The 20,851-nt window shown below is 43.6% G+C and carries 18 protein-coding genes and 2 tRNA genes; 3 read left to right on the top strand and 17 right to left on the bottom strand.

The features are described 5' to 3' along the window. Positions 1–2: 2 nt before the first annotated feature. The 3 genes from EYW48_RS03515 to EYW48_RS03505 all read right to left on the bottom strand — a co-directional run bounded on the left by EYW48_RS03515 (position 3) and on the right by EYW48_RS03505 (position 1,578). Entirely contained in the window at positions 3–404 is a 402-nt protein-coding gene (locus EYW48_RS03515; RefSeq protein ID WP_277431864.1) for a DNA polymerase III subunit psi, read from the bottom strand. A 159-nt stretch (positions 405–563) separates the two neighbouring features. Beyond that, positions 564–1,067, bottom strand: coding sequence for an N-acetyltransferase (locus EYW48_RS03510; protein WP_277431863.1), 504 nt, complete (start codon positions 1,065–1,067; stop codon positions 564–566). After that, positions 1,051–1,578, bottom strand: coding sequence for an SCP2 domain-containing protein (locus tag EYW48_RS03505; RefSeq protein WP_171979544.1), 528 nt, complete (start codon positions 1,576–1,578; stop codon positions 1,051–1,053). Before EYW48_RS03505 ends, EYW48_RS03510 begins: the two co-directional genes overlap by 17 nt. A gap of 197 nt (positions 1,579–1,775) precedes the next feature. Between EYW48_RS03505 and EYW48_RS03500 the strand changes: the two genes are divergently transcribed. From EYW48_RS03500 to EYW48_RS03490, 3 genes are all read left to right on the top strand, one after another. Continuing rightward, positions 1,776–3,827 carry a bifunctional diguanylate cyclase/phosphodiesterase gene (locus tag EYW48_RS03500; RefSeq protein WP_168786810.1) on the top strand — a complete coding sequence of 684 codons (2,052 nt, stop codon included), beginning with the start codon at positions 1,776–1,778 and terminating at the stop codon, positions 3,825–3,827. A 98-nt stretch (positions 3,828–3,925) separates the two neighbouring features. Next, entirely contained in the window at positions 3,926–4,939 is a 1,014-nt protein-coding gene (locus EYW48_RS03495; protein ID WP_171979546.1) for a peptidase U32 family protein, read from the top strand. A gap of 4 nt (positions 4,940–4,943) precedes the next feature. After that, entirely contained in the window at positions 4,944–5,834 is an 891-nt protein-coding gene (locus EYW48_RS03490; protein WP_176245413.1) for a U32 family peptidase, read from the top strand. 189 nt (positions 5,835–6,023) lie between these two features. On the opposite strand, the gene EYW48_RS03485 is transcribed toward EYW48_RS03490, so the two are convergent. The 14 genes from EYW48_RS03485 to folP all read right to left on the bottom strand — a co-directional run bounded on the left by EYW48_RS03485 (position 6,024) and on the right by folP (position 20,796). Then, a complete protein-coding gene (locus EYW48_RS03485) occupies positions 6,024–7,367 on the bottom strand; it encodes an MATE family efflux transporter (protein WP_053311259.1) in 1,344 nt (447 codons plus the stop codon). An 89-nt stretch (positions 7,368–7,456) separates the two neighbouring features. Beyond that, on the bottom strand, positions 7,457–8,383 hold the full coding sequence (gene nlpI / locus EYW48_RS03480) for a lipoprotein NlpI (protein WP_053311397.1): 927 nt from the start codon (positions 8,381–8,383) through the stop codon (positions 7,457–7,459). Positions 8,384–8,538: 155 nt separating this feature from the next. Next, positions 8,539–10,674 (bottom strand): polyribonucleotide nucleotidyltransferase, encoded by a 2,136-nt coding sequence (pnp, locus tag EYW48_RS03475; RefSeq protein ID WP_171979548.1) that lies wholly within the window; start codon positions 10,672–10,674, stop codon positions 8,539–8,541. Between the two features lie 316 nt (positions 10,675–10,990). Further along, a complete protein-coding gene (rpsO, locus tag EYW48_RS03470) occupies positions 10,991–11,260 on the bottom strand; it encodes a 30S ribosomal protein S15 (RefSeq protein ID WP_053311261.1) in 270 nt (89 codons plus the stop codon). Between the two features lie 109 nt (positions 11,261–11,369). Then, positions 11,370–12,320 (bottom strand): tRNA pseudouridine(55) synthase TruB, encoded by a 951-nt coding sequence (gene truB, locus EYW48_RS03465; protein WP_168523209.1) that lies wholly within the window; start codon positions 12,318–12,320, stop codon positions 11,370–11,372. Next, positions 12,321–12,737, bottom strand: a complete 417-nt coding sequence (gene rbfA / locus EYW48_RS03460) for a 30S ribosome-binding factor RbfA (RefSeq protein WP_053311263.1) — start codon at positions 12,735–12,737, stop codon at positions 12,321–12,323. 105 nt (positions 12,738–12,842) lie between these two features. Then, positions 12,843–15,554, bottom strand: a complete 2,712-nt coding sequence (gene infB / locus EYW48_RS03455) for a translation initiation factor IF-2 (RefSeq protein WP_176311988.1) — start codon at positions 15,552–15,554, stop codon at positions 12,843–12,845. A gap of 24 nt (positions 15,555–15,578) precedes the next feature. Further along, a complete protein-coding gene (nusA, locus tag EYW48_RS03450; protein ID WP_053311265.1) occupies positions 15,579–17,066 on the bottom strand; it encodes a transcription termination factor NusA in 1,488 nt (495 codons plus the stop codon). Positions 17,067–17,101: 35 nt separating this feature from the next. After that, positions 17,102–17,557 (bottom strand): ribosome maturation factor RimP, encoded by a 456-nt coding sequence (rimP, locus tag EYW48_RS03445; RefSeq protein WP_053311266.1) that lies wholly within the window; start codon positions 17,555–17,557, stop codon positions 17,102–17,104. A 206-nt stretch (positions 17,558–17,763) separates the two neighbouring features. Next, positions 17,764–17,840, bottom strand: a tRNA-Met gene (locus tag EYW48_RS03440). 54 nt (positions 17,841–17,894) lie between these two features. Then, positions 17,895–17,978: transfer RNA gene (locus EYW48_RS03435), tRNA-Leu, on the bottom strand. 27 nt (positions 17,979–18,005) lie between these two features. Next, positions 18,006–18,341, bottom strand: coding sequence for a preprotein translocase subunit SecG (gene secG, locus EYW48_RS03430; RefSeq protein WP_053311267.1), 336 nt, complete (start codon positions 18,339–18,341; stop codon positions 18,006–18,008). 261 nt (positions 18,342–18,602) lie between these two features. Beyond that, positions 18,603–19,943, bottom strand: a complete 1,341-nt coding sequence (gene glmM / locus EYW48_RS03425) for a phosphoglucosamine mutase (RefSeq protein ID WP_261926976.1) — start codon at positions 19,941–19,943, stop codon at positions 18,603–18,605. 22 nt (positions 19,944–19,965) lie between these two features. Beyond that, a complete protein-coding gene (gene folP, locus EYW48_RS03420) occupies positions 19,966–20,796 on the bottom strand; it encodes a dihydropteroate synthase (protein ID WP_277431862.1) in 831 nt (276 codons plus the stop codon). Between the last annotated feature and the right edge of the window lie 55 nt (positions 20,797–20,851).

Below are 20,851 nucleotides of genomic sequence, written 5' to 3'. Positions count from 1 at the left end.
TATTACTCATAAGAACAAATCTGCTGCCACAAATCGCGGCGATGTTCGTTATTACCCTCAATATCACTAAGATTTGGAGAAACTAAAACCTTGGCCGACACTTCGCTGTGTGATGGCTCACAGCCCGCAAACCAAACCCATTCAGGCAAAGATCCACTTAATTGATCAATATACTGAGGTTCAAGGTGACGCGCATCATTTAACTCAATCCCCATACTTTTTAGCACACGAGAGAATAACAACGCACTGCTTTGCGGTGGGCAGTTGGGTGAAACCAGTAGTAACCGGCAAGAGTCTGGCAAATCAATCGTAGATAACGACACCCCTAATAAACGCTCAGGATGCACCAACTTCCAATACTGAATGCCCATTTCTTGTAAATATTGATATTCGTGATTTGACATCTGTTTATGACCTTATTGAACGCCGCAATGCTAGCAAATCAGTGCCGATACAGAAACCGTTAATCGCTTTATCTTGGCTAATAAGAGAATCAACTACGCTTAGCGCTATAAAAATTGGGAGCACATTGGCTCCCAATTCACAATCATGTAGTGAGACAATTACAGTTCAGAGAACTCTGAGCAGTACTCAATCAAACCAGAGCGTCCAGACAATTCTCCATCAACTAACTCTGCAATACGGAAAGCGCCAGCGGGTACGTCCCAAGCGCAATGAAACTCCAGTTGCGCTGCATCTTCAAAAGCAAACCGTTGGTAGTACTCTGGATTGCCAAGCACCACACAAGCAGGATAACCAAATTCAGCTAAAGAGATCAGCCCTTCAGTGACTAATTGCGCTGCGATGCCTTGTCTGCGCCACTCTTTTTTGACCGCTAACGGTGCAAGCCCTTGCCAATTTAAGTCTTCACCATTGAGGAATACGGGGCTAAACATTGCATAACCGACAACTTCGCCTTCATCATCACACGCAACAAGCGCTAACGTCAGGTGACTATTTTCTCTTAATGACATCACGAGCTTGGCTTCAGCATCGGTTTCAAATGCAGACTTCAATAAACGGTCGATTGCTAAGATGTCTGCAGGGGCTTCAGTTCGAATAAGCATTGATTACCTCATTTTGTGTCGCCGACGATTGTACGCCTTTATACACAAAATCTGCTAGCTGATTTATTAACATCTGTAACGATTTAGGCAAAAGATCTAAATCAACGCTATCCATTAGATTTTTCACTTCCAAACCAAGTTCAGTATCACCTTCAATCGAAAGACGACGCTGGAAAAAGAGCGTGTCAGGATCTTCTTTGCGTCCCGCAATTAGAACTAAATCATTCAAATTCCCGCTAAAGCTAACGTCTTCTTGTTGTGCTTTGTCTGCCACAACAAGCCGCTGCATTTCATAACTAATGTACCAACTCAGATTCAAATCTCGTATGGAAACTTTTAGCCATTTTCCTTCAAGAAAATCGAAGTCACCATCCTCTAAGGCCTCATGGAATATGGTTTTAAGCCCTTCTAGCAAGGCTTTTTTTTGTACAGTTTGCGGTAATAAGTGGAGTGGAGATCGCAAAATTGATGCGGCATTTTGAACTAGTTGAGTACGAATCTTGTTAATCACGCGCTTTATCCGTTACCTTGTAATGTAGTAGTGGCTAATCATAATGGATGTGATAGTGCTGATTCCTGTTATGCATCAAAAAACGTACATTGTTTGTGAACCTTTTCCATCGCTGCAATCAAAGTTATAGTTAATGTGTTACTTACGTTGTAACATCCTCATGAATATAAGTGCTCTGGAGAGTTGGTAGTACCTTGATGCCTTCGCAACATTTACAACATTGGTTTGCAAAGATAACCGAGAACAACTCGTTCTTTTTTGCGATCTTAGATGACCAACATAATTATGTTATGGTCAACGAACGTTATTGCGACATCGCTGGACTGAGCTCAACCGAATTGGTTGGGATGAATGACTGCCAAATTCTCGGTGAGTATTTCTATCATCATCTCAAACCCTATTATGAACGTGCATTTCAAGGTGAAACTCTAGAAACGGAATTAACTCTCCACGAAGTAGATTTAGAAACTAGCTTGCATTTTTCTATCTCACCTATATTGATTGACAAGGAAGTAAAACAGATTGTTTTTCATGCCATTGACACATCTGAAAAACAGATACTGATTCGCTCTCTAGAAGAATCTGAAAGTAAATTTTCAACACTCACCTGTTTGCTTCCTGACGGACTATTATTGGTCGACAACGACTGCATTATCTCAGCAAACCCTGCCTCCGCTCGTCTACTTGGCTTTGAAAGCACCGCAGAACTACTCGGTGAAGACCTATCTAGTCTGTTTATTGATGACAAGGCTAAAACCGTTTTCAGTTCACAACTGAGTTCATTGATAGCAAAGGCACCTCTAGTCTGTCTAACTGGCCCTAGGTGTGGTTTTGAAAGACAAGTGCAATTACACGCCAGTGAAACCGTTGTGTTAGGTAACAACTCGCAATTGGTGTTGATCCAAGATGCTGAAGATTCACCCAAACAGCTATCAGCAACCGCTCAAGCCGATATTCATATTGATTCACTGACTGGTTTATATAACCGCTTTGGATTTACCAAACGTTTAGAGCAATTTATTCAAAATGAAACATCGCTGGTCATGCTTTATCTCGACATTGATAACTTCAAAAATATCAATGACTCTTTAGGTCACCATATCGGTGATAAGGTGATCAAAGAAGTCTCGATGCGCCTTAAACGCTTGCTGCCTCAACAAGCGGTTGTTGGGCATCTCGGTGGAGATGAATTCGGTTTAATTCTGCCAGAGCCTGAAAATAACCGCGCAGCAGAGATGCTTGCTGAACGTATTATTGCACTAATTAATCAACCTTTTGATCTTCACCATTTCAGCAAACGCCTCGCTTGTTCTATTGGTAGCGTTACCTACCCAGGTGATGGTAACGATGCACGAATGCTACTCCAGAATGCCGACACCGCCATGTATGAAGCTAAAGATCGTGGCCGTAATCGCTTAATTAAATTTAATGATCAAATGAACAAAGAAGCGCGGATGCGCTTATGGTTAGAAATTGAACTGCAAAAAGCATTGCAGCAAAACGGGCTTGAAGTGTGGTATCAGCCTAAGGTCAATGCACGCGACTTTAGCATTAATGGTGCTGAGGCATTAGTACGCTGGAAACACCCTGTTGAAGGCTATATTAGCCCTGGGGCCTTTATTCCAGTCGCGGAAAAGGCGGGATTAATTGAGCACTTAGGTCGCGTTGTGATGCGTGACGTTTTTGCTACCGTTAAACGTTGGAAGCTACAAGGTATTTTGCCTGGGCGTGTGGCGATAAACCTATCTCCTGAACAATTTGGTAATCCTAAGCTAATCGATTACATGGAAAAGCTACTGCGTACCACCGAGTTGGATCCAAACTGTATTACCTTCGAATTAACCGAAAGTGCAGTCATGAGCGACAGTGAACACACACTGCAAATGCTAAATGCGATTAAAAAACTTGGTTTCTCGCTTTCGATTGATGACTTTGGCACTGGTTACTCGTCACTCTCCTACCTTGCTAGATTCCCAATTGATGAGCTTAAAATTGACCGAGCCTTCATCACCGATATTGATACCTTACCCAAACAAGTGACGGTGATTGAAAATATCATTAATTTAGGTAAATCATTAAACCTCACGGTTGTTGCAGAAGGTGTAGAAACACAACAACAAGCGACTTTACTCTCGAACTTAAACTGCAATTCAATTCAAGGATTTCATTTTTATCGCCCTCAACCAAGGCAAGAAGTCGAAGAGTTATTTGTACAAAACCGCCGCCACCGCACGAGTCTCGCCAAGTAAATCTTACTTATTCACCGCAAACCTGCCTTACATCAAATTTGCCATTAATAATTCTTCATAAAATACAGCCACTTTTCCTCAAAATATCTTACAGAGCAATGGAACTTTTATGTCCTGCAGGTAATCTACCTGCGCTAAAAACTGCGATTGATTGCGGTGCTGACGCAGTGTACATCGGCTTTCGAGATGACACTAATGCGCGTCACTTTGCAGGCTTAAACTTCGCAGGCAAGAAATTAGAGAAAGCCGTGCAATACGTTCACGACAACAAGAAAAAAATTCACGTTGCTTTAAACACCTTTGCTCATCCTAATGGATTTGAACGCTGGACAAACGCTGTCGATAATGCAGCGAACTTAGGCATTGATGCTTTGATCGTCGCAGATATCGCAGTGCTCGATTACGCTGCTAAGAAATATCCAGACCTTGAGCTACACCTTTCGGTGCAAGCATCAGCCACCAATGTCGCTGCAGTCGATTTCTATAAACAAAACTTCAACATTAAACGCGTGGTCCTGCCACGAGTGTTGTCTATCCACCAAGTCAAACAGCTTTCACGCAATATCACTTCCGATGTCGAGCTTGAAGTGTTTGCTTTTGGTAGCTTGTGCATAATGTCTGAAGGACGCTGTTATCTCTCTTCCTACCTGACAGGGGAATCACCCAATACAGTGGGCGCTTGCTCTCCCGCCAAATATGTTCGCTGGCAAGAAACCGACTCGGGTCTTGAATCTCGCTTAAACGAGATTTTAATTGATAAATATGCGGCAGGTGAAAATGCCGGATACCCAACGCTGTGTAAAGGTCGATTCGAAGCTGTGATTGATGGCGAAAACAAACGCTATCATGCACTAGAAGAGCCAACCAGCCTTAATACACTATCGCTGCTTCCTGAACTATTTGCAGCCAATGTGACTTCAGTAAAAATTGAAGGACGCCAACGTAGCCCCGCCTATGTCGAGCAAGTTACTCGTACTTGGCGTGCAGCAATAGATCGCTACCAAGCTAACCCACAAGCATACCAAGTTGAAGCCGCGTGGAATGCCGCCTTGGCCAATGTGTCCGAAGGTACGCAAACCACACTGGGTGCATACCACCGTCAATGGCAGTAATCGAATGGAAAATACAATGAAATACGCGCTGGGTCCTTTACTCTATTTCTGGCCAAAACAAGAGGTCGAACACTTCTACCAGCAGGCACAGCAAAGTGCTGCAGATATTATCTATTTGGGTGAGTCTGTCTGCTCAAAACGGCGAGAAATGAAAACACAACATTGGCTCGATATCGCTAAAGAGCTTTCTCAAACTGGTAAACAAGTGGTGTTATCCACCATGGCACTATTAGAGGCACCTAGCGAAATCACCATCATGAAGAAATACATTGATAACGGTGATTTTGCGATTGAAGCTAATGATGTTTCCGCGATTCAATTAGCCAGTGAAAAAAGCGTTCCTTTTGTGGTTGGCCCTGCGGTCAATACCTACAATGCGCACACGCTACAGCTATTTCTAAAACAAGGAATGACTCGTTGGTGCATGCCAGTTGAGCTATCTCGAGACTGGTTAAAAAACGTATTAGTTCAATGTGATGAACTGGGTATCAAAAATCAATTTGAAATAGAAGTCTTTAGTCATGGCTATCTACCATTAGCCTACTCTGCACGTTGCTTTACCGCTCGCGCGGAAAACAGAGCAAAAGATGAGTGTGAAACTTGCTGCGTCAAATACCCAACTGGCATTCAAGTACATAGCCAAGAAGGACAAGCGGTGTTTAATCTCAATGGTATTCAGACGCAATCTGGCTATTGTTATAACTTGATTAATGACTTAGCAAGTATGGATGGGTTGGTTGATGTGGTTCGCCTCAGCCCACTCGGTATAGAGAGCTTGTCACTGCTTGAACAATTCAAAGCAAATGAGAAGGGCACGCATTTTTCACCGCTAGTCGATCATCAATGTAACGGTTATTGGCATCAACTCGCTGGTTTAGAGATCCAACAGAGCTGATGCTCTGCAAGTATATATCCCCAAACTACTTGAAGTTGCAGGTAAGCGGCAAGTGAGTGAATCCTCATGATCATAGATAAACTATGTAATTGGGGTGAGCAAACGTAGCCAATACCGCTGCAACTTCAAGTAGGAAAGATAACCGCCTTCAATTCAGGAGGCGGTTTTCAATAAACTGGCAACTATAATTTATACCAATACTGGCTGCGGCTTCGATTGATCATTTGGCAGTAAACGTAAATCTCGCCACAGCATAGCCCCCACCAATAAACTCAAAGCAATGTTTGAGATTGGAAAAGCAATCCACACACCAGTAACACCGTAAAATTTTGGTAATAAGTATAAAAATGGAAGTTGAATCAGCATATTACCTATGGTGATAAAGAGAGCCTTACTACCATGATTAGTTGATTGATAATACGCTGCCGTCACCACCAAAAATCCATCCAAAAACAGCGCAAACATATGCAGTCTCAGCCCACGAACCGCATCTACCATAAGCTGTGAGTCAGTCGAGTTAAACACCGAGACCACTTGATGCGCAAACAAGTTAAGTAACACAATAAAACCGATACCACCGAGCAGCGCAATACTCATTGATAATCGAAGTAACTTGCGAATATTGTGGTAATGCTTAGCGCCATAGTTAAAGCTTGCTAGCGGCTGCATTCCATTAGCTATACCTTCGACCGTTAAGTAGTAAACCGTCACGATATAGCCCAAAATAGCATAAGCTCCAACGAGCGTCGCACTGCCATAATGAGTGAACAGAGTGTTGTGTACCGCGACCATCATTGAACCATAAGCGTACATAAAGAAACTGGATAAGCCGATCGCAACAATTTTAGGTAATAATGACCATTGAAAAGTCATCACAGCAAGTGAAAGTCGTAACTTCGCACGTGACGAAAAAAAGTAGCCAATACCGAGTAAAGTGACACTGAACTGCGCAATAGCGGTAGCGATCGCGGCGCCCATTAATTCCCAGCCTAAGTAAGCGATCAAGATATAATCAAACACAATATTAATGATCGCACCGCATACCATCAGTAGCGTTGCTAAACTGGGGCTATCATCATTGCGCAGTAAAAACGGTATTGCGATAGAACCGAGTGTAAAAGCACAAGCGATAATCAATACCTCTAAGTATTGTAAACCTAGCTCGTATACTCGTCCTTGTGCACCTTGCCATAATAGAAAATCATCGGCATAAAACCAGAGAATAGCGGCAACAATTGGCGTCAGTAACAGTATTAATAATAAACCCGTTGAAAGTACCTGTTTGGCGGCTGTTATGTCTTGCTCACCTTGTTTAATCGACGCTAACGCCCCAGTACCAACCCCAACCAACATACCAATTCCTAAAATAGAACCGATCACAGGCCAAGCAATGTTGATCCCAGCTAAGCCATCGGCCCCTATATAGTGACCAATGAAAATACCATCGACCACTTGATATAAGCCATTCACCAACATAGCCGCTACCGTTGGAATGGTATAACGCCAAAACTGACGATAAATCGAATTTTTCATACGACACTCCATAAGCTATCTATTTTTTGGCATGATGAGCAATAAAAAAGCCGCGGCATTACGCAGCGGCTTAGATAAGATCTTTCCAGTTACTCTGAAGTCGCCTGCGTTTTAGCTTCAGCCTGTACTTTTGTCAGGTACTCAGCTCGCACTTGTTGAAATATTTTACCCAACTCAAGGAAGGAGTAACGATGCTCAACATATTCATACACATTGAAAGAGAGGGCTAATTTATACAATGAGATCGCATGAGCATAATCCCCTTCTTGTTGGTAACGTTTTGCCAGATAGAAATAGGTTTCCGTTAAACGCTGTGCCAATAAGGTGTTATCGCGAGAACCGTTTAAAATCGCTTTAAAAGCTTGCTCTTCAGAGATTTCATCTAAAGTTAAAGCAACCAATACCCACCCCCACTGCTCGTCACGTTCTTGATAACGATTAAGCAGGTCAGAGCGAGCGGTAGCTGAGTCAACTTCGCTTTGAATGATATACAACCATAATGCACGAAACGGATCACTTGGATCTTGCTGATAGTGATGAGTCATCTCTTGTAACGCTAAATCAATGCGATCTCCATAATATAAGGCGATCGCGCGATTTCGTTCGGCATAGAAGTTATCAGGGTCTAATTCGAGTGTTGAATCAAACGCTTCATAAGCGGCATCAAACTCCCCGACTTGCGTGTAATACACGCCTAATAAATTAAAAATATCAGGTTGAGCTGGGTTAATCGCAAGTGACTGATTAAAGTCGACACGAGCCAAATCACGTAGTCCAACGCTGTCATAGCTGTTGCCGCGCTCATAAAACATTTTGGCGCGCACATCGTCAGCTAAGTCTGCACGTTGTAGCAATTGCGTGAGACGTGCAATTTGTACTTCCTGTTGCACAGTCGACTGCAAAGGCACCGCCATAGGTGGATATAGCCACTGTCTCTGATTTTCATCTTGAGTTGAAGCACAGCCTGATACCGTAAATATCAAAATACTCAGCGCTAGTGTTTGAAACCATTTCACAAATAAGACTCCTGTATACCCCAAGCCAATACCGAATAAATCCATTATATTGCGATAATTTAGGCATAAAAAAGGGAGCGAATAACGCTCCCTTTATATCATGCTTTATGCCGAAAAGGCGACTAAAGCCCTAAGCTTCTCTGCCTAAAACTATATTACTCAGCTTCTGGTGCAGATTTTTCTTGAGCCGCTTCTTCAGCAGGTTTTTCTACCGCTTCTTTCATGCTTAGACGAACGCGGCCTTGGCGGTCAATTTCAAGTACTTTAACTTGAACTTCTTGACCTTCTTTCAAGTAGTCAGACACTTTCTCAATGCGTTGATCAGCAATTTGAGAAATGTGTACTAAACCATCTTTACCAGGAAGAATGTTAACGAATGCACCGAAATCAGCTAGACGAGCAACCTTACCTGTATAGATAGCGCCGACTTCAACTTCAGCCGTGATCTCTTCGATGCGACGGATAGCTTCTTTCGCTTGAGCGCCATCGGTTGCCGCAATCTTGATTGTGCCATCATCTTCGATTTCAATCGTTGTGCCTGTTTCTTCCGTTAGAGCACGGATAACAGCGCCACCCTTACCGATCACATCTTTGATTTTCTCAGAGCTGATCTTCATGGTGTAGATACGTGGAGCAAATTCAGAAATCTCTTCACGAGCGCCAGAGATAGCTTGGTCCATTACAGAAAGAATGTGTTTACGTGCACCTTGCGCTTGGTTAAGAGCAATTTGCATGATCTCTTTAGTAATACCTTCGATCTTAATGTCCATTTGAAGCGCAGTAATACCTTGGTTAGTACCTGCTACTTTAAAGTCCATGTCACCAAGGTGATCTTCGTCGCCTAGGATGTCAGAAAGAACAACGAAATCGTCACCTTCTTTAACAAGACCCATTGCAATACCTGCAACAGAAGACTTGATTGGTACACCTGCATCCATAAGAGCAAGAGAAGTACCACATACAGAAGCCATTGAAGATGAACCGTTAGATTCAGTGATTTCTGAAACCACACGAACAGTATATGGGAACTCTTCTACTGAAGGCATTACCGCTGCAATACCACGCTTAGCCAGTTTACCGTGGCCAATTTCACGACGCTTAGGAGAACCTACAAAACCAGTTTCGCCCACACAGTATGGAGGGAAGTTGTAGTGTAGTAGGAAATTATCTTTACGCTCACCTGTTAGCTCATCGATGATTTGAGCATCACGTTGAGTACCAAGAGTTGCAGTTACGATTGCCTGAGTTTCACCACGAGTAAATAGTGCAGAACCGTGAGTGCGAGGAAGAATGCCTGTGCGTACGTCTAGCGCACGAACCATGTCTTTCTCACGGCCGTCGATACGTGGGTTGCCTGCAATGATGCTGCGACGTACAACTGTCTTCTCTAGATCGTGGAAAATAGTGTGGATTTCTTTCGTATTTGCTTCAGGATCTTCAGCAAGAATCACACTGTTTACTTCAGCAGCAATTTCATGAATACGGTCGTAGCGAGCCATCTTCTCAGTGATTTGGTAAGCTTCAACAAGCTTAGCTTCTGCTAGTTCAGCGATCTTATTATTAAGTGCTGTGTTCTCTTCAGGAGCAACCCAATCCCAAGCTGGAGTGGCAACTTCAGCAGCAAATTCGTTGATCGCATTGATCACAACTTGTTGTTGATCGTGACCGAACACAACTGCAGCAAGCATCTCTTCTTCAGTTAGGTTGTCAGCTTCAGATTCAACCATAAGAACGGCGTTATTAGTACCCGCAACAACAAGGTCAAGCTTAGAAGTAGCTAGCTCTGTCATGCTTGGGTTAAGTACAAGTTGACCATCAATGTGGCCAACACGTGCTGCACCGATAGGACCGTTGAACGGGATGCCTGAAATAGCAAGTGCTGCAGAAGTACCGATCATTGTTACCATATCCGGTTGAACGTCAGGGTTTACTGACATAACCGTAGCGATAACTTGTACTTCGTTTTTGAATGCGTCTGGGAACAGTGGGCGAATTGGACGGTCGATCAAACGAGCCGTTAGTGTTTCGCCTTCAGATGGGCGACCTTCACGCTTGAAGAAGCCACCTGGAATTTTACCTGCAGCGTAAGTACGCTCTTGGTAGTTTACAGTAAGAGGGAAGAAGTCTTGACCTTCAACCGCTTCTTTTTTACCGACTACAGAAACGAATACTGCAGTATCGTCCATAGTTACCATTACGGCTGCTGTAGCTTGACGCGCGATAACGCCGGTTTCGATAGTCACGGTATGGTTACCGTACTGGAATGTTTTCACTACTGGTTTATCAAACATGTATCTTTGTATCCTTGCTCTAGAGTTACCTCTAGATTAAATGAAATTACACTCAAGACATTACGAATCGCGACTAGTAAAAATAGGCTCTAACTCTTGAAAGCAAGAATGATGCTTTGGCTCACTCTTGTATCTGAACGCTACTTTTAATAGCCGCGACCTGCTGGCCGACTTCGGTGACTGTAATGCTTTAAGTATGGTTGCTAATGTGTAAAACACACTTTTACGGCGGGTAGTATAAACTACTTAGAGAAGGTTGTACCAAATTTAGATAACAAAAAAGGGGCTAAAAGCCCCTTTTCTGAACAAACCGATCTTAGCGACGAAGCTCAAGACGTTTGATTAGGTCTTGGTAACGACCAAGATCTTTACCTTTTAGGTAATCAAGAAGCTTACGACGGCTAGAAACCATGCGTAGTAGACCGCGACGGCTGTGGTGATCGCCTTTGTGAGCTTTGAAGTGACCTTGTAGGTGGTTGATAGAAGCAGTTAGTAGTGCTACTTGTACTTCTGGTGAACCTGTGTCGCCTTCGCCACGTGCGTATTCTGCTACGATAGCTGCTTTAGTTTCTGCATTCAGAGACATAATTCTCTCCTAATAAGAGTAAGTTTAAAGGTGTAGCAGCCAATCTCTGATTCAGCCGCTACGCGAAGCGAGGATTATAGGGAAATCACTCACGTTAAGCAATAGCTATTTATAGTGACTCTTCGTCTCTAAAAACGACTAAACGCTTCGGTGCCACGCGACCATCGTTATCGATTTCACCCACGCCAATAAAGAGTTTTTCTTCTCCCATTGTCATGCGAACGCTACCTTCGGTTGGTACACCAAATACTTGAACAGGCTGCCCATGTTGAACCATGTCTGCCAATTCAGGAATTAAATTCACCTCAGGGAGATCTTCTACTGCGGTATCCATAGCCATCAGTAGCGGATCGAGTAACTCTTTTGGTGCAATATCTTGCTCGCGCGCTTGCTCAAGTAACTCATTAAGCTGCTCTAGTGTCACCATTTTTTCATACGGGTATTTAGCGACCGCAGTACGACGTAGCATAGTGACATGCGCGCCACATCCAAGCATTTCACCCAAATCATCAACAATCGTACGAATGTAAGTCCCTTTTGAGCAGTGAACTTCCATTTCCACTTCATCGCCTTCAAAGCGAATCAGTGTAATTTCGTATACCGTGATTTTGCGAGATTCGCGCGGAACATCAATACCTTCGCGAGCATACTCATAAAGTGGGCGACCTTGGTACTTCAATGCTGAAAACATTGAAGGAATTTGGTCTGTTTCGCCACGAAACTTCTCAATGCAAGCATGTAAATTGTCTAATTCGACATTAACTGGACGCGTTTCAACCACTTCACCATCAGAGTCTGACGTATTGGTACGCTCACCGAGTTTAGCGATCACTCGATACTTTTTATCAGAATCTAACAGAAATTGGGAAAACTTGGTCGCTTCACCTAAGCAGATAGGCAGCATGCCTGTCGCGAGAGGATCTAAAGCTCCAGTGTGACCCGCTTTTTCTGCAAAATAGATACGCTTTACTTTTTGCAGTGCATCGTTAGAAGAAATGCCCGTTGGCTTATCAAGTAAAATTACCCCGTTAATTGGGCGACCTTTACGACGACGTGCCATCTATTCATTTCCTTCTTCTGCAGCTTGTTCATCTTCACGACCAGCATCTTTTTGTTTGCGCTTATCGTTACTGACCACTTCACTTACAAGGTTTGACATACGCATACCTTCAACCAAAGTATTGTCATAAGTAAAACGGATTTCAGGCGTCAAACGCAGACGGATGCGCTTACCAAGCATCATACGAATATGAACTTCATGCTCTTTTAATGCCGCTAAACAACTTTCTGGAGTTTGCTCACCCACACATAGAAAAGTGACAAACACTTTTGCATAAGCAAGGTCACGAGACACTTCAACTTCAGAGATGGTAACCATACCCAAACGTGAGTCACGAACTTCACGTTGTAGGATCATGGCAAGTTCTTTTTGCAGCTGTTGCGATACACGCTGCGTGCGGCTAAATTCTTTTGACATATCTTTTCTCACATATAGAAAGAATGGGGGGATGGTTCAACCCAGCCCCCCATGGTGTATTCAACAACCGATTACTGTCTATTTAAATACAGCAACGTTAGTCAATTAATCCAGTGTACGTTTAATTTCCACTGTTTCGAAGACTTCGATTTGGTCACCAACGCGAACATCATTGTAGTTCTTAACGCCGATACCACACTCGTAGCCATTCTTAACTTCTTGTACGTCATCTTTAAAGCGACGTAGTGATTCTAGCTCACCTTCGTAGATAACCACGTTATCACGTAGTACGCGAATTGGGTTACTACGTTTGATAACACCTTCAGTCACCATACAACCTGCGATTGCACCCAGTTTCGGTGACTTAAATACGTCACGAACCTGCGCAAGACCAATGATCTCTTGCTTGAATTCTGGAGCTAGCATGCCGCTCATTGCCGCTTTTACTTCGTCAATCAATTGGTAAATGATTGAGTAGTAACGTAGGTCTAAGTTTTCAGATTCAATAGTACGACGAGCCGAAGCATCAGCACGAACGTTAAAGCCAAGTACGATAGCGTTAGAAGCTGCGGCAAGTACTGCATCAGTTTCCGTAATACCACCAACACCAGAACCTACGATGTTAACTTTCACTTCATCAGTAGAAAGCTTACGTAATGAATCGGCAATAGCTTCAACTGAACCTTGTACGTCTGCTTTCAGAACAACGTTCAATTCAGCAACTTCACCAGCAGTCATGTTAGAGAACATATTCTCTAGTTTAGATTTTTGCTGACGAGCAAGTTTCACGTCACGGAATTTGCCTTGACGGTAGTTTGCAACTTCACGAGCTTTACGCTCATCACGTACAACAGTCGCTTCATCACCAGACGCAGGAACACCTGAAAGGCCGATGATTTCAACAGGAATTGACGGACCAGCTTCAACGATTTCTTGACCATTTTCGTCACGCATCGCACGGACACGGCCATATTCTTGACCACAAAGAAGGATATCGCCTTTACGCAAAGTACCAGATTGAACCAATACTGTTGCTACAGGACCACGACCTTTATCTAGGCGAGATTCTACAACCACACCAGAGGCCATACCTTCTTTAACTGCAGTCAGTTCTAGAACTTCTGATTGAAGCAGAATGGTTTCTAGAAGACCGTCGATGTTCGTTCCTTGCTTCGCAGAGATGTGAACAAACATGTTCTCACCGCCCCACTCTTCAGGGATAACATCATACTGCGCTAATTCATTCTTAACGTTGTCAGGGTTTGCATCTTCTTTATCGATTTTGTTAACCGCAACAATTAAAGGAACACCCGCCGCTTTAGCGTGCTGAATAGCCTCAACCGTTTGTGGCATAACACCATCGTCTGCTGCAACCACAAGAACAACGATATCTGTCGCTTGAGCACCACGAGCACGCATAGCAGTAAACGCTGCGTGTCCAGGAGTATCAAGGAAAGTAATCATGCCGTTTGGTGTTTCAACGTGATAAGCACCAATATGCTGCGTAATACCACCCGCTTCGCCAGAGGCAACGTGAGCTTTACGAATGTAATCAAGTGTTGACGTTTTACCGTGGTCAACGTGACCCATAATAGTAACAACCGGTGCACGACTTACTGCCGCTGCATCGTTGTCGCGATCGGCAAGTACCGCTTCTTCAAGTTCATTCTCTTTACGAAGAACAACTTTGTGGCCCATTTCTTCAGCAACAAGCGCTGCTGTTTCTTGGTCAATCACTTGGTTAATTGTCGCCATAGCACCCATTTTCATCATCACTTTGATGACTTCAGTGCCTTTAACTGACATTTTGCTCGCCAGTTCAGAAACAACAATTGTTTCACCAATTACAACATCTTGCTTAGCAACTACCGCTGATTTATCAAAACCATGTTGCATAGAAGCAGGCTTAGACATGCGACCTTTACGAACTTTACCACGGCGAGAATCACGCTCTTGCTTATCATCTTTAGATGACATTTTACGCTTGTTCGCTTTGGTTGGCTTACGAGCACCTTCTTCACGGCGATCTGCTTCATCTTCGGCTTCACGTGCATACGTTGAAGTCGTAACATGGTAATCTGTATTTTCTTCCATACTACCCTTTTTCTCTTCTTCAGCAGACCAACGCTCTTTGTTCTTCTCAGCCAATTCACGCGCTATTTCTAGCTGGCGCTGACTTTCCTCTTCAGCTTTACGTAATGCTTCGGCTTCTTGACGACGTTTTAGCTCTTCGGCTTCTTTTCGCGCTGCTTCTTGCTTAATTTTATCTTTAGCAGAAAGTTCTGGTTTCACTGCAGAACGTTTTGCTTTCTCATCAGCGTTGCTCTTGTCACTTGCTTGTGCTTCAAGTTTCGCTTTCTCTTCTGCTTCACGCTTTGCTTTTTCTTCCGCTTCGCGTTTTGCTTTTTCTTCAGCTTCACGTTTTGCTGCTTCTTCAGCTTCACGTTTCGCTAATTCTTCGGCTTCGCGCTGCGCAGCTTCTTCAGCTTGACGAGTCGCTTCATCATCAATTGCACTGCGCTTAACGTAGGTTCGTTTTTTACGCACTTCAACTTGAACATTCTTACTTTTACCACCGCCAGCGTTCACGCTAAGAGTACTGCGCGTTTTACGTTGCAGAGTCAAACGCGTCGGTTCGTTATCACCAGTAGTGTCGCCATGTTCTTTTCTCAGGTGAGATAGCAGTTGTTGTTTCTCGTCATCGGAAACGCTATCTACATCTGTTTTTTTCATGCCTGCATCAGCAAGTTGTTCTAATAAGCGGTCAACTGGCGTACCAATTTCTTCACTCAGTGCTTTAACTGTTAGTTGTGTCATGCCGCTTTCTCCCCTTGCTGAAAATTATTCTTCGTCGCCAAACCAACAAATATTACGTGCTGCCATAATAAGTTCACCAGCACGTTCTTCGGTAAGGCCTTCAATATTTTCAAGTTCATCAATACCTTGGTCAGCTAAATCTTCAAGTGTTACTACACCTTTGGCTGCCAGTTTAAATGCCATTTCACGCTCTAAACCTTCAAGAGCAAGTAGATCTTCAGCAGGCTCTAGACCTTCAAAAGACTCTTCTTGTGCCAATGCAATCGTTGTTAGAGCATTTTTAGCGCGAGTACGTAATTCTTCGATGAGATCTTCATCCAAGCCATCCACTTCGAGTAACTCAGCCTCTGGGACATAAGCCACTTCTTCAAGTGTTGAGAATCCTTCTTCGACAAGAAGCTCAGCGAAGTCTTGCTCAATATCAAGATACTTCATGAAGTTCTCGATTGAAGCCATTGATTCTTCTTGGTGTTTCTTCTGAAGATCAGCCACTGTCATGACGTTCAATTCCCAACCCGTCAATTGTGACGCTAGGCGAACGTTTTGACCATTACGGCCAATAGCTTGTGCTAAGTTGTCAGCTTCAACAGCGATGTCAATTGAATGTGCGTCTTCATCCATGATGATAGAGGCGACATCAGCAGGAGCCATTGCGTTGATAACAAACTGAGCTGGGTTATCATCCCAAAGAACGATATCAATACGCTCGCCACCAATTTCACTTGAAACCGCTTGAACACGTGCACCACGCATACCAACACAAGCACCTACAGGATCGATGCGTCTATCGTTGGTTTTTACTGCGATTTTTGCACGAGAACCAGGGTCACGAGCTGCACCTTTTAGTTCGATCAACTCTTCGCCAATTTCTGGCACTTCAACACGGAAAAGCTCTGCAAGCATCTCAGGTTTTGAACGAGTAATGAACAATTGGAAACCACGCGCCTCTGGGCGAACGGCGTACAACAGACCACGAACACGATCGCCTGGACGGAAGTTTTCGCGCGGCAGCTGATCATCACGTAAGATAACCGCTTCAGCATTGTTACCAAGATCAAGAATAACAGAATCACGATTCACTTTCTTAACCACACCAGTAACCAACTCACCTTCGTTGTCGATAAACTGTTCAACAATTTGCGCACGTTCAGCTTCACGTACTTTCTGTACGATAACTTGTTTTGCAGTCTGCGTGGTAATACGGTCAAACGTTACTGACTCAATTTGGTCTTCAACATATTGACCAAGTTCTGCCGTTTCGTCGTAGTACTTAGCCGCTTCGAAAGAAATTTCTTTCGTTGGGTTCTCTACTTCTTCAACAATTAACCAACGGCGGAATGTTTCAAACTCACCCGTTTTACGGTCAATGGCAACACGAACATCGATTTCGATGTCATGCTTCTTCTTTGACGATGTCGCTAGCGCAGTTTCAAGCGCCTCAAAAATACGTTCACGAGGTACTGCTTTCTCGTTTGAAACCGCTTCAACTACCGCTAAAATCTCTTTACTCATTTATCTAGCCTCTTAAGCTCTTTTCTCTAGGAGAACTAAAATTTAGGAATCAGGTTAGCTTTTGAAATGTTGCTAAGCGCAAATTGCTCTTCTTGCCCATCAACGCTAATCGCAACAGTTTCACCTTCAATAGAATGAATAATTCCTTTCCATTTTCGGCGGTTGCCTACGGCCATTTTCAAAACGATGCTGACTTCGTGACCAACAAACTGTTCATAGTGTGCTGCTTTAAAAAGTGGTCTTTCTAAACCTGGTGAAGAAACTTCTAGGTTATAAGCCACTGAAATTGGATCTTCAACATCAAGAACGGCACTTACTTGACGACTCACTTCAGCACAATCGTCAACAAGAATGCCATTTTCATGATCAATATAAATGCGTAGTGTTGAGTGCTCACCGGCACGAATAAACTCTAATCCAACTAACTCATAACCAGATGCTGCCACTGGAGCTTCAAGCATTTCAGTCAGTTGTCTTTCTAAACCAGTCATTTAAACCACTCCAGAAACAAAAAAAGGGCACAGAGCCCAATTTAAATCCCAAGCAACTATCTAAAATCTCAGCTTGAGAAATTTAGATAACAAAAAACCCCGAAAGTCGGGGTTTTTTGTTGCTGGACCCTGATGATTGAGAATCTAAATTCTCAATTGCAGTGAGGTTGACACTGCTCAAACTTGCATCCAAAACCCTAAAGAATTGGTTGCGGGGGCCGGATTTGAACCGACGACCTTCGGGTTATGAGCCCGACGAGCTACCAAGCTGCTCCACCCCGCGTCCGACTTGCGAGCATTATACGCTCAATCAAGTGATTTACAAGTTTGTAAATAATGGTGCCGAGAGAGGGACTCGAACCCTCACACCATAGGCGCTAGCACCTCATGCTAGTGTGTCTACCAATTTCACCATCTCGGCAATTATTTATACTTATCTAACGATAAGTTATTGCGGTATTTCATCACCAGCTTTTGCTGGTACATCAACCGCGGCATCAGTAGTTTGCTCAATCACTTGACCTTGTGTAGGGTCAACCCATTGTGATTCAGTTTTATGCGTAGACATATTGCCTAATGCCAAACTAAGGATGAAAAATACTGTTGCAAAAATTGCAGTCATTCGGGTTAGGAAATTTCCTGAGCCACCAGCACCAAACACAGTGTTTGAAGCGCCAGCACCGAAAGAGGCTCCCATATCTGCGCCTTTACCTTGTTGAATTAACACTAGGCCAATGATACCAAGCGCCGCCAACAGGTAAATCACAAGTAGAACTGTAAACATTACTTCCACCTATGTTCCAAATTGTTGAGCCAGCGCCGTTCTTATCAGTTGACTTAAACAAAGCTAGCGGCCTCCTCAGCGAAGGCGGACGCAATACTAACTAATGCAACCAATACTGACAAGCGCTATTTCGTAAAAAAGCACTGTTTGCGTATCAAACGCTCAAAAAAAGGGCAATAAACAGATACAAACACGGCTAACCAAGTTTATTAATGCTGATTCATCAAATAAAGCTTAGGTCAGCCGTTATTTAGCGCTAATTTAACAACTTGCTTTCACGGCTTGTGCAATTTTCAGTGCGGAATTTTTAACCAACTCCGCATCTTCACCTTCAACCATAACTCGTAGCAGTGGCTCAGTACCTGATTTACGTAGTAATACTCGCCCTTTGCTGCCAAGTTCAGCTTCAACAGCAGTAACCGCAGCTTTAACCGCTTCCGCTTCTAAAGGATTAGAATCACCGCTAAAACGGACATTTTCTAACACTTGTGGGTAGAGTGTCATGCCCTTGGCTAATTCATTTAGCGACAATTCACTGCCAACAACCGATGCAAGTACTTGCAAAGCGGCAACAATTGCATCGCCGGTAGTCACTTTGTCGAGCAGGATGATGTGCCCTGAATTTTCAGCACCAATTTTCCATCCCTTCTCCAGAAGTTTTTCCATCACATAGCGGTCACCAACGGCAGCTCTGGTAAATGGAATACCAAGCTGTTTTAAGCCATTTTCCATACCAAGGTTAGTCATTAATGTCCCCACAACACCACCTTTCAACTCGCCTCGGCGCAGAGCATCACGGGCAATAATGTACGCAATTTGGTCACCATCGACTTTATTGCCAAGCTCGTCAACCATGATGATTCGATCGCCATCACCATCAAATGCCAAACCTAGCGCGGCATTTTCTGCGACCACTCGCTGCTGTAGCGCTCTTACATCTGTAGCACCGACTTCATCGTTGATATTGAGACCATTAGGCTCAACACCCATCGCAATAACTTCAGCACCTAGCTCTTTAAATACGTTAGGAGCAATGTGGTAAGTGGCACCATGTGCGCAATCCACTACAATTTTTAAGCCTGCCAAGCTTAATTTTGACGGAAAAGTGCTTTTACAAAACTCAATGTAACGACCCGCAGCATCAACTAAACGTGTTGCTTTGCCTAACTCTGCCGATTCAACACACTCGATATCTTTATCCAGCTCAGCCTCAATCGCCAATTCGATATCATCTGGCAATTTTGTGCCTTCTGACGAGAAGAATTTAATCCCATTATCATAATAAGGGTTATGTGACGCCGAAATAACGATGCCCGCTTCAGCACGGAAAGTTTGTGTTAAGTAAGCGACGGCAGGTGTTGGCATTGGGCCAGTCAGTGTCGCTTTTAGTCCCGCAGCCGCCAACCCAGCTTCTAAAGCTGATTCAAGCATATAACCAGAGATACGCGTATCTTTACCAATGATGACTTTTTTGGTGCCTTGTTTTGCTAGTACGCGTCCAGCAGCCCAGCCTAGCTTTAATACGAAATCAGGAGTGATAGGGTATTGTCCAACTTTACCGCGGACACCATCTGTACCAAAGTAACGTCTTTTGTCAGACATGATTCTTCCTTAATTATTATTTTTAACTATTTTGAATAATGGTTTGCACAATTTTCATTGCCTCAAGAGTTTCATCGACATCATGAACCCGAATAATTTGTGCACCTTTCATCGCTGCTACCGTCGCGCATGTTACGCTCGCTACCATACAGTCTGCTGGATTTTTTTCTAGCAGCTTAAAAATCATAGATTTCCGAGACATTCCCGCCAAAATAGGAAAACCTAGCTGATGAAAGGCTTCAAGGTGTGCCAGAAGATGATAATTGTGCTCGAGCGTTTTTCCAAATCCAAAACCGGGATCAAGAATAATTTGTTCACGAGCAATACCTACATTCTCACACGCAACAACGCGCTCTTGAAGAAATGCCTTTACATCGGTAAGAACATCTTGATAACAAGGGCTCATTTGCATGGTTCTTGGTTGGCCTTGCATATGCATTAAACAGATAGGCACACCAGCCTTGGCTGCTACCTCTAATGCTCCTGGCTCTTGTAATGCTCGTACATCATTGATCAGATCGGCGCCGGCATTAACCGCCTGCCTCATCACTTCTGCTTTACTGGTATCTATCGATATCCATACATTATGTTTCGCTCGAATCGCTTTAATGACTGGAACAACGCGTTGTAGCTCATCCTCTAATGTCACTTCAGGCGCGCCCGGTCTTGTTGACTCACCACCGATGTCAATAATGCTAACACCGGCTGCGATCATTTTTTCTGCGCGTTCTATAGCCAATTCAAGTGAATTAAATTTACCGCCATCTGAAAATGAATCTGGCGTTACATTAAGTATACCCATCACATGTGGGCGGTCGAAAATCAGCGTTTTCGTTGGAGTTTGAATCTTCATTTTGCTCTAAAACACAAAAACCCCGAGTGAACTCGGGGCTTAATTAAAGGATTAA

This window comes from Vibrio sp. 1180_3 (genome assembly GCF_029478545.1).
Taxonomy (GTDB): domain Bacteria; phylum Pseudomonadota; class Gammaproteobacteria; order Enterobacterales; family Vibrionaceae; genus Vibrio; species Vibrio aestuarianus.
The sequence above is the reverse complement of the archived record's forward strand: the minus strand, read 5'-3'. Positions and strand labels throughout refer to the sequence as shown.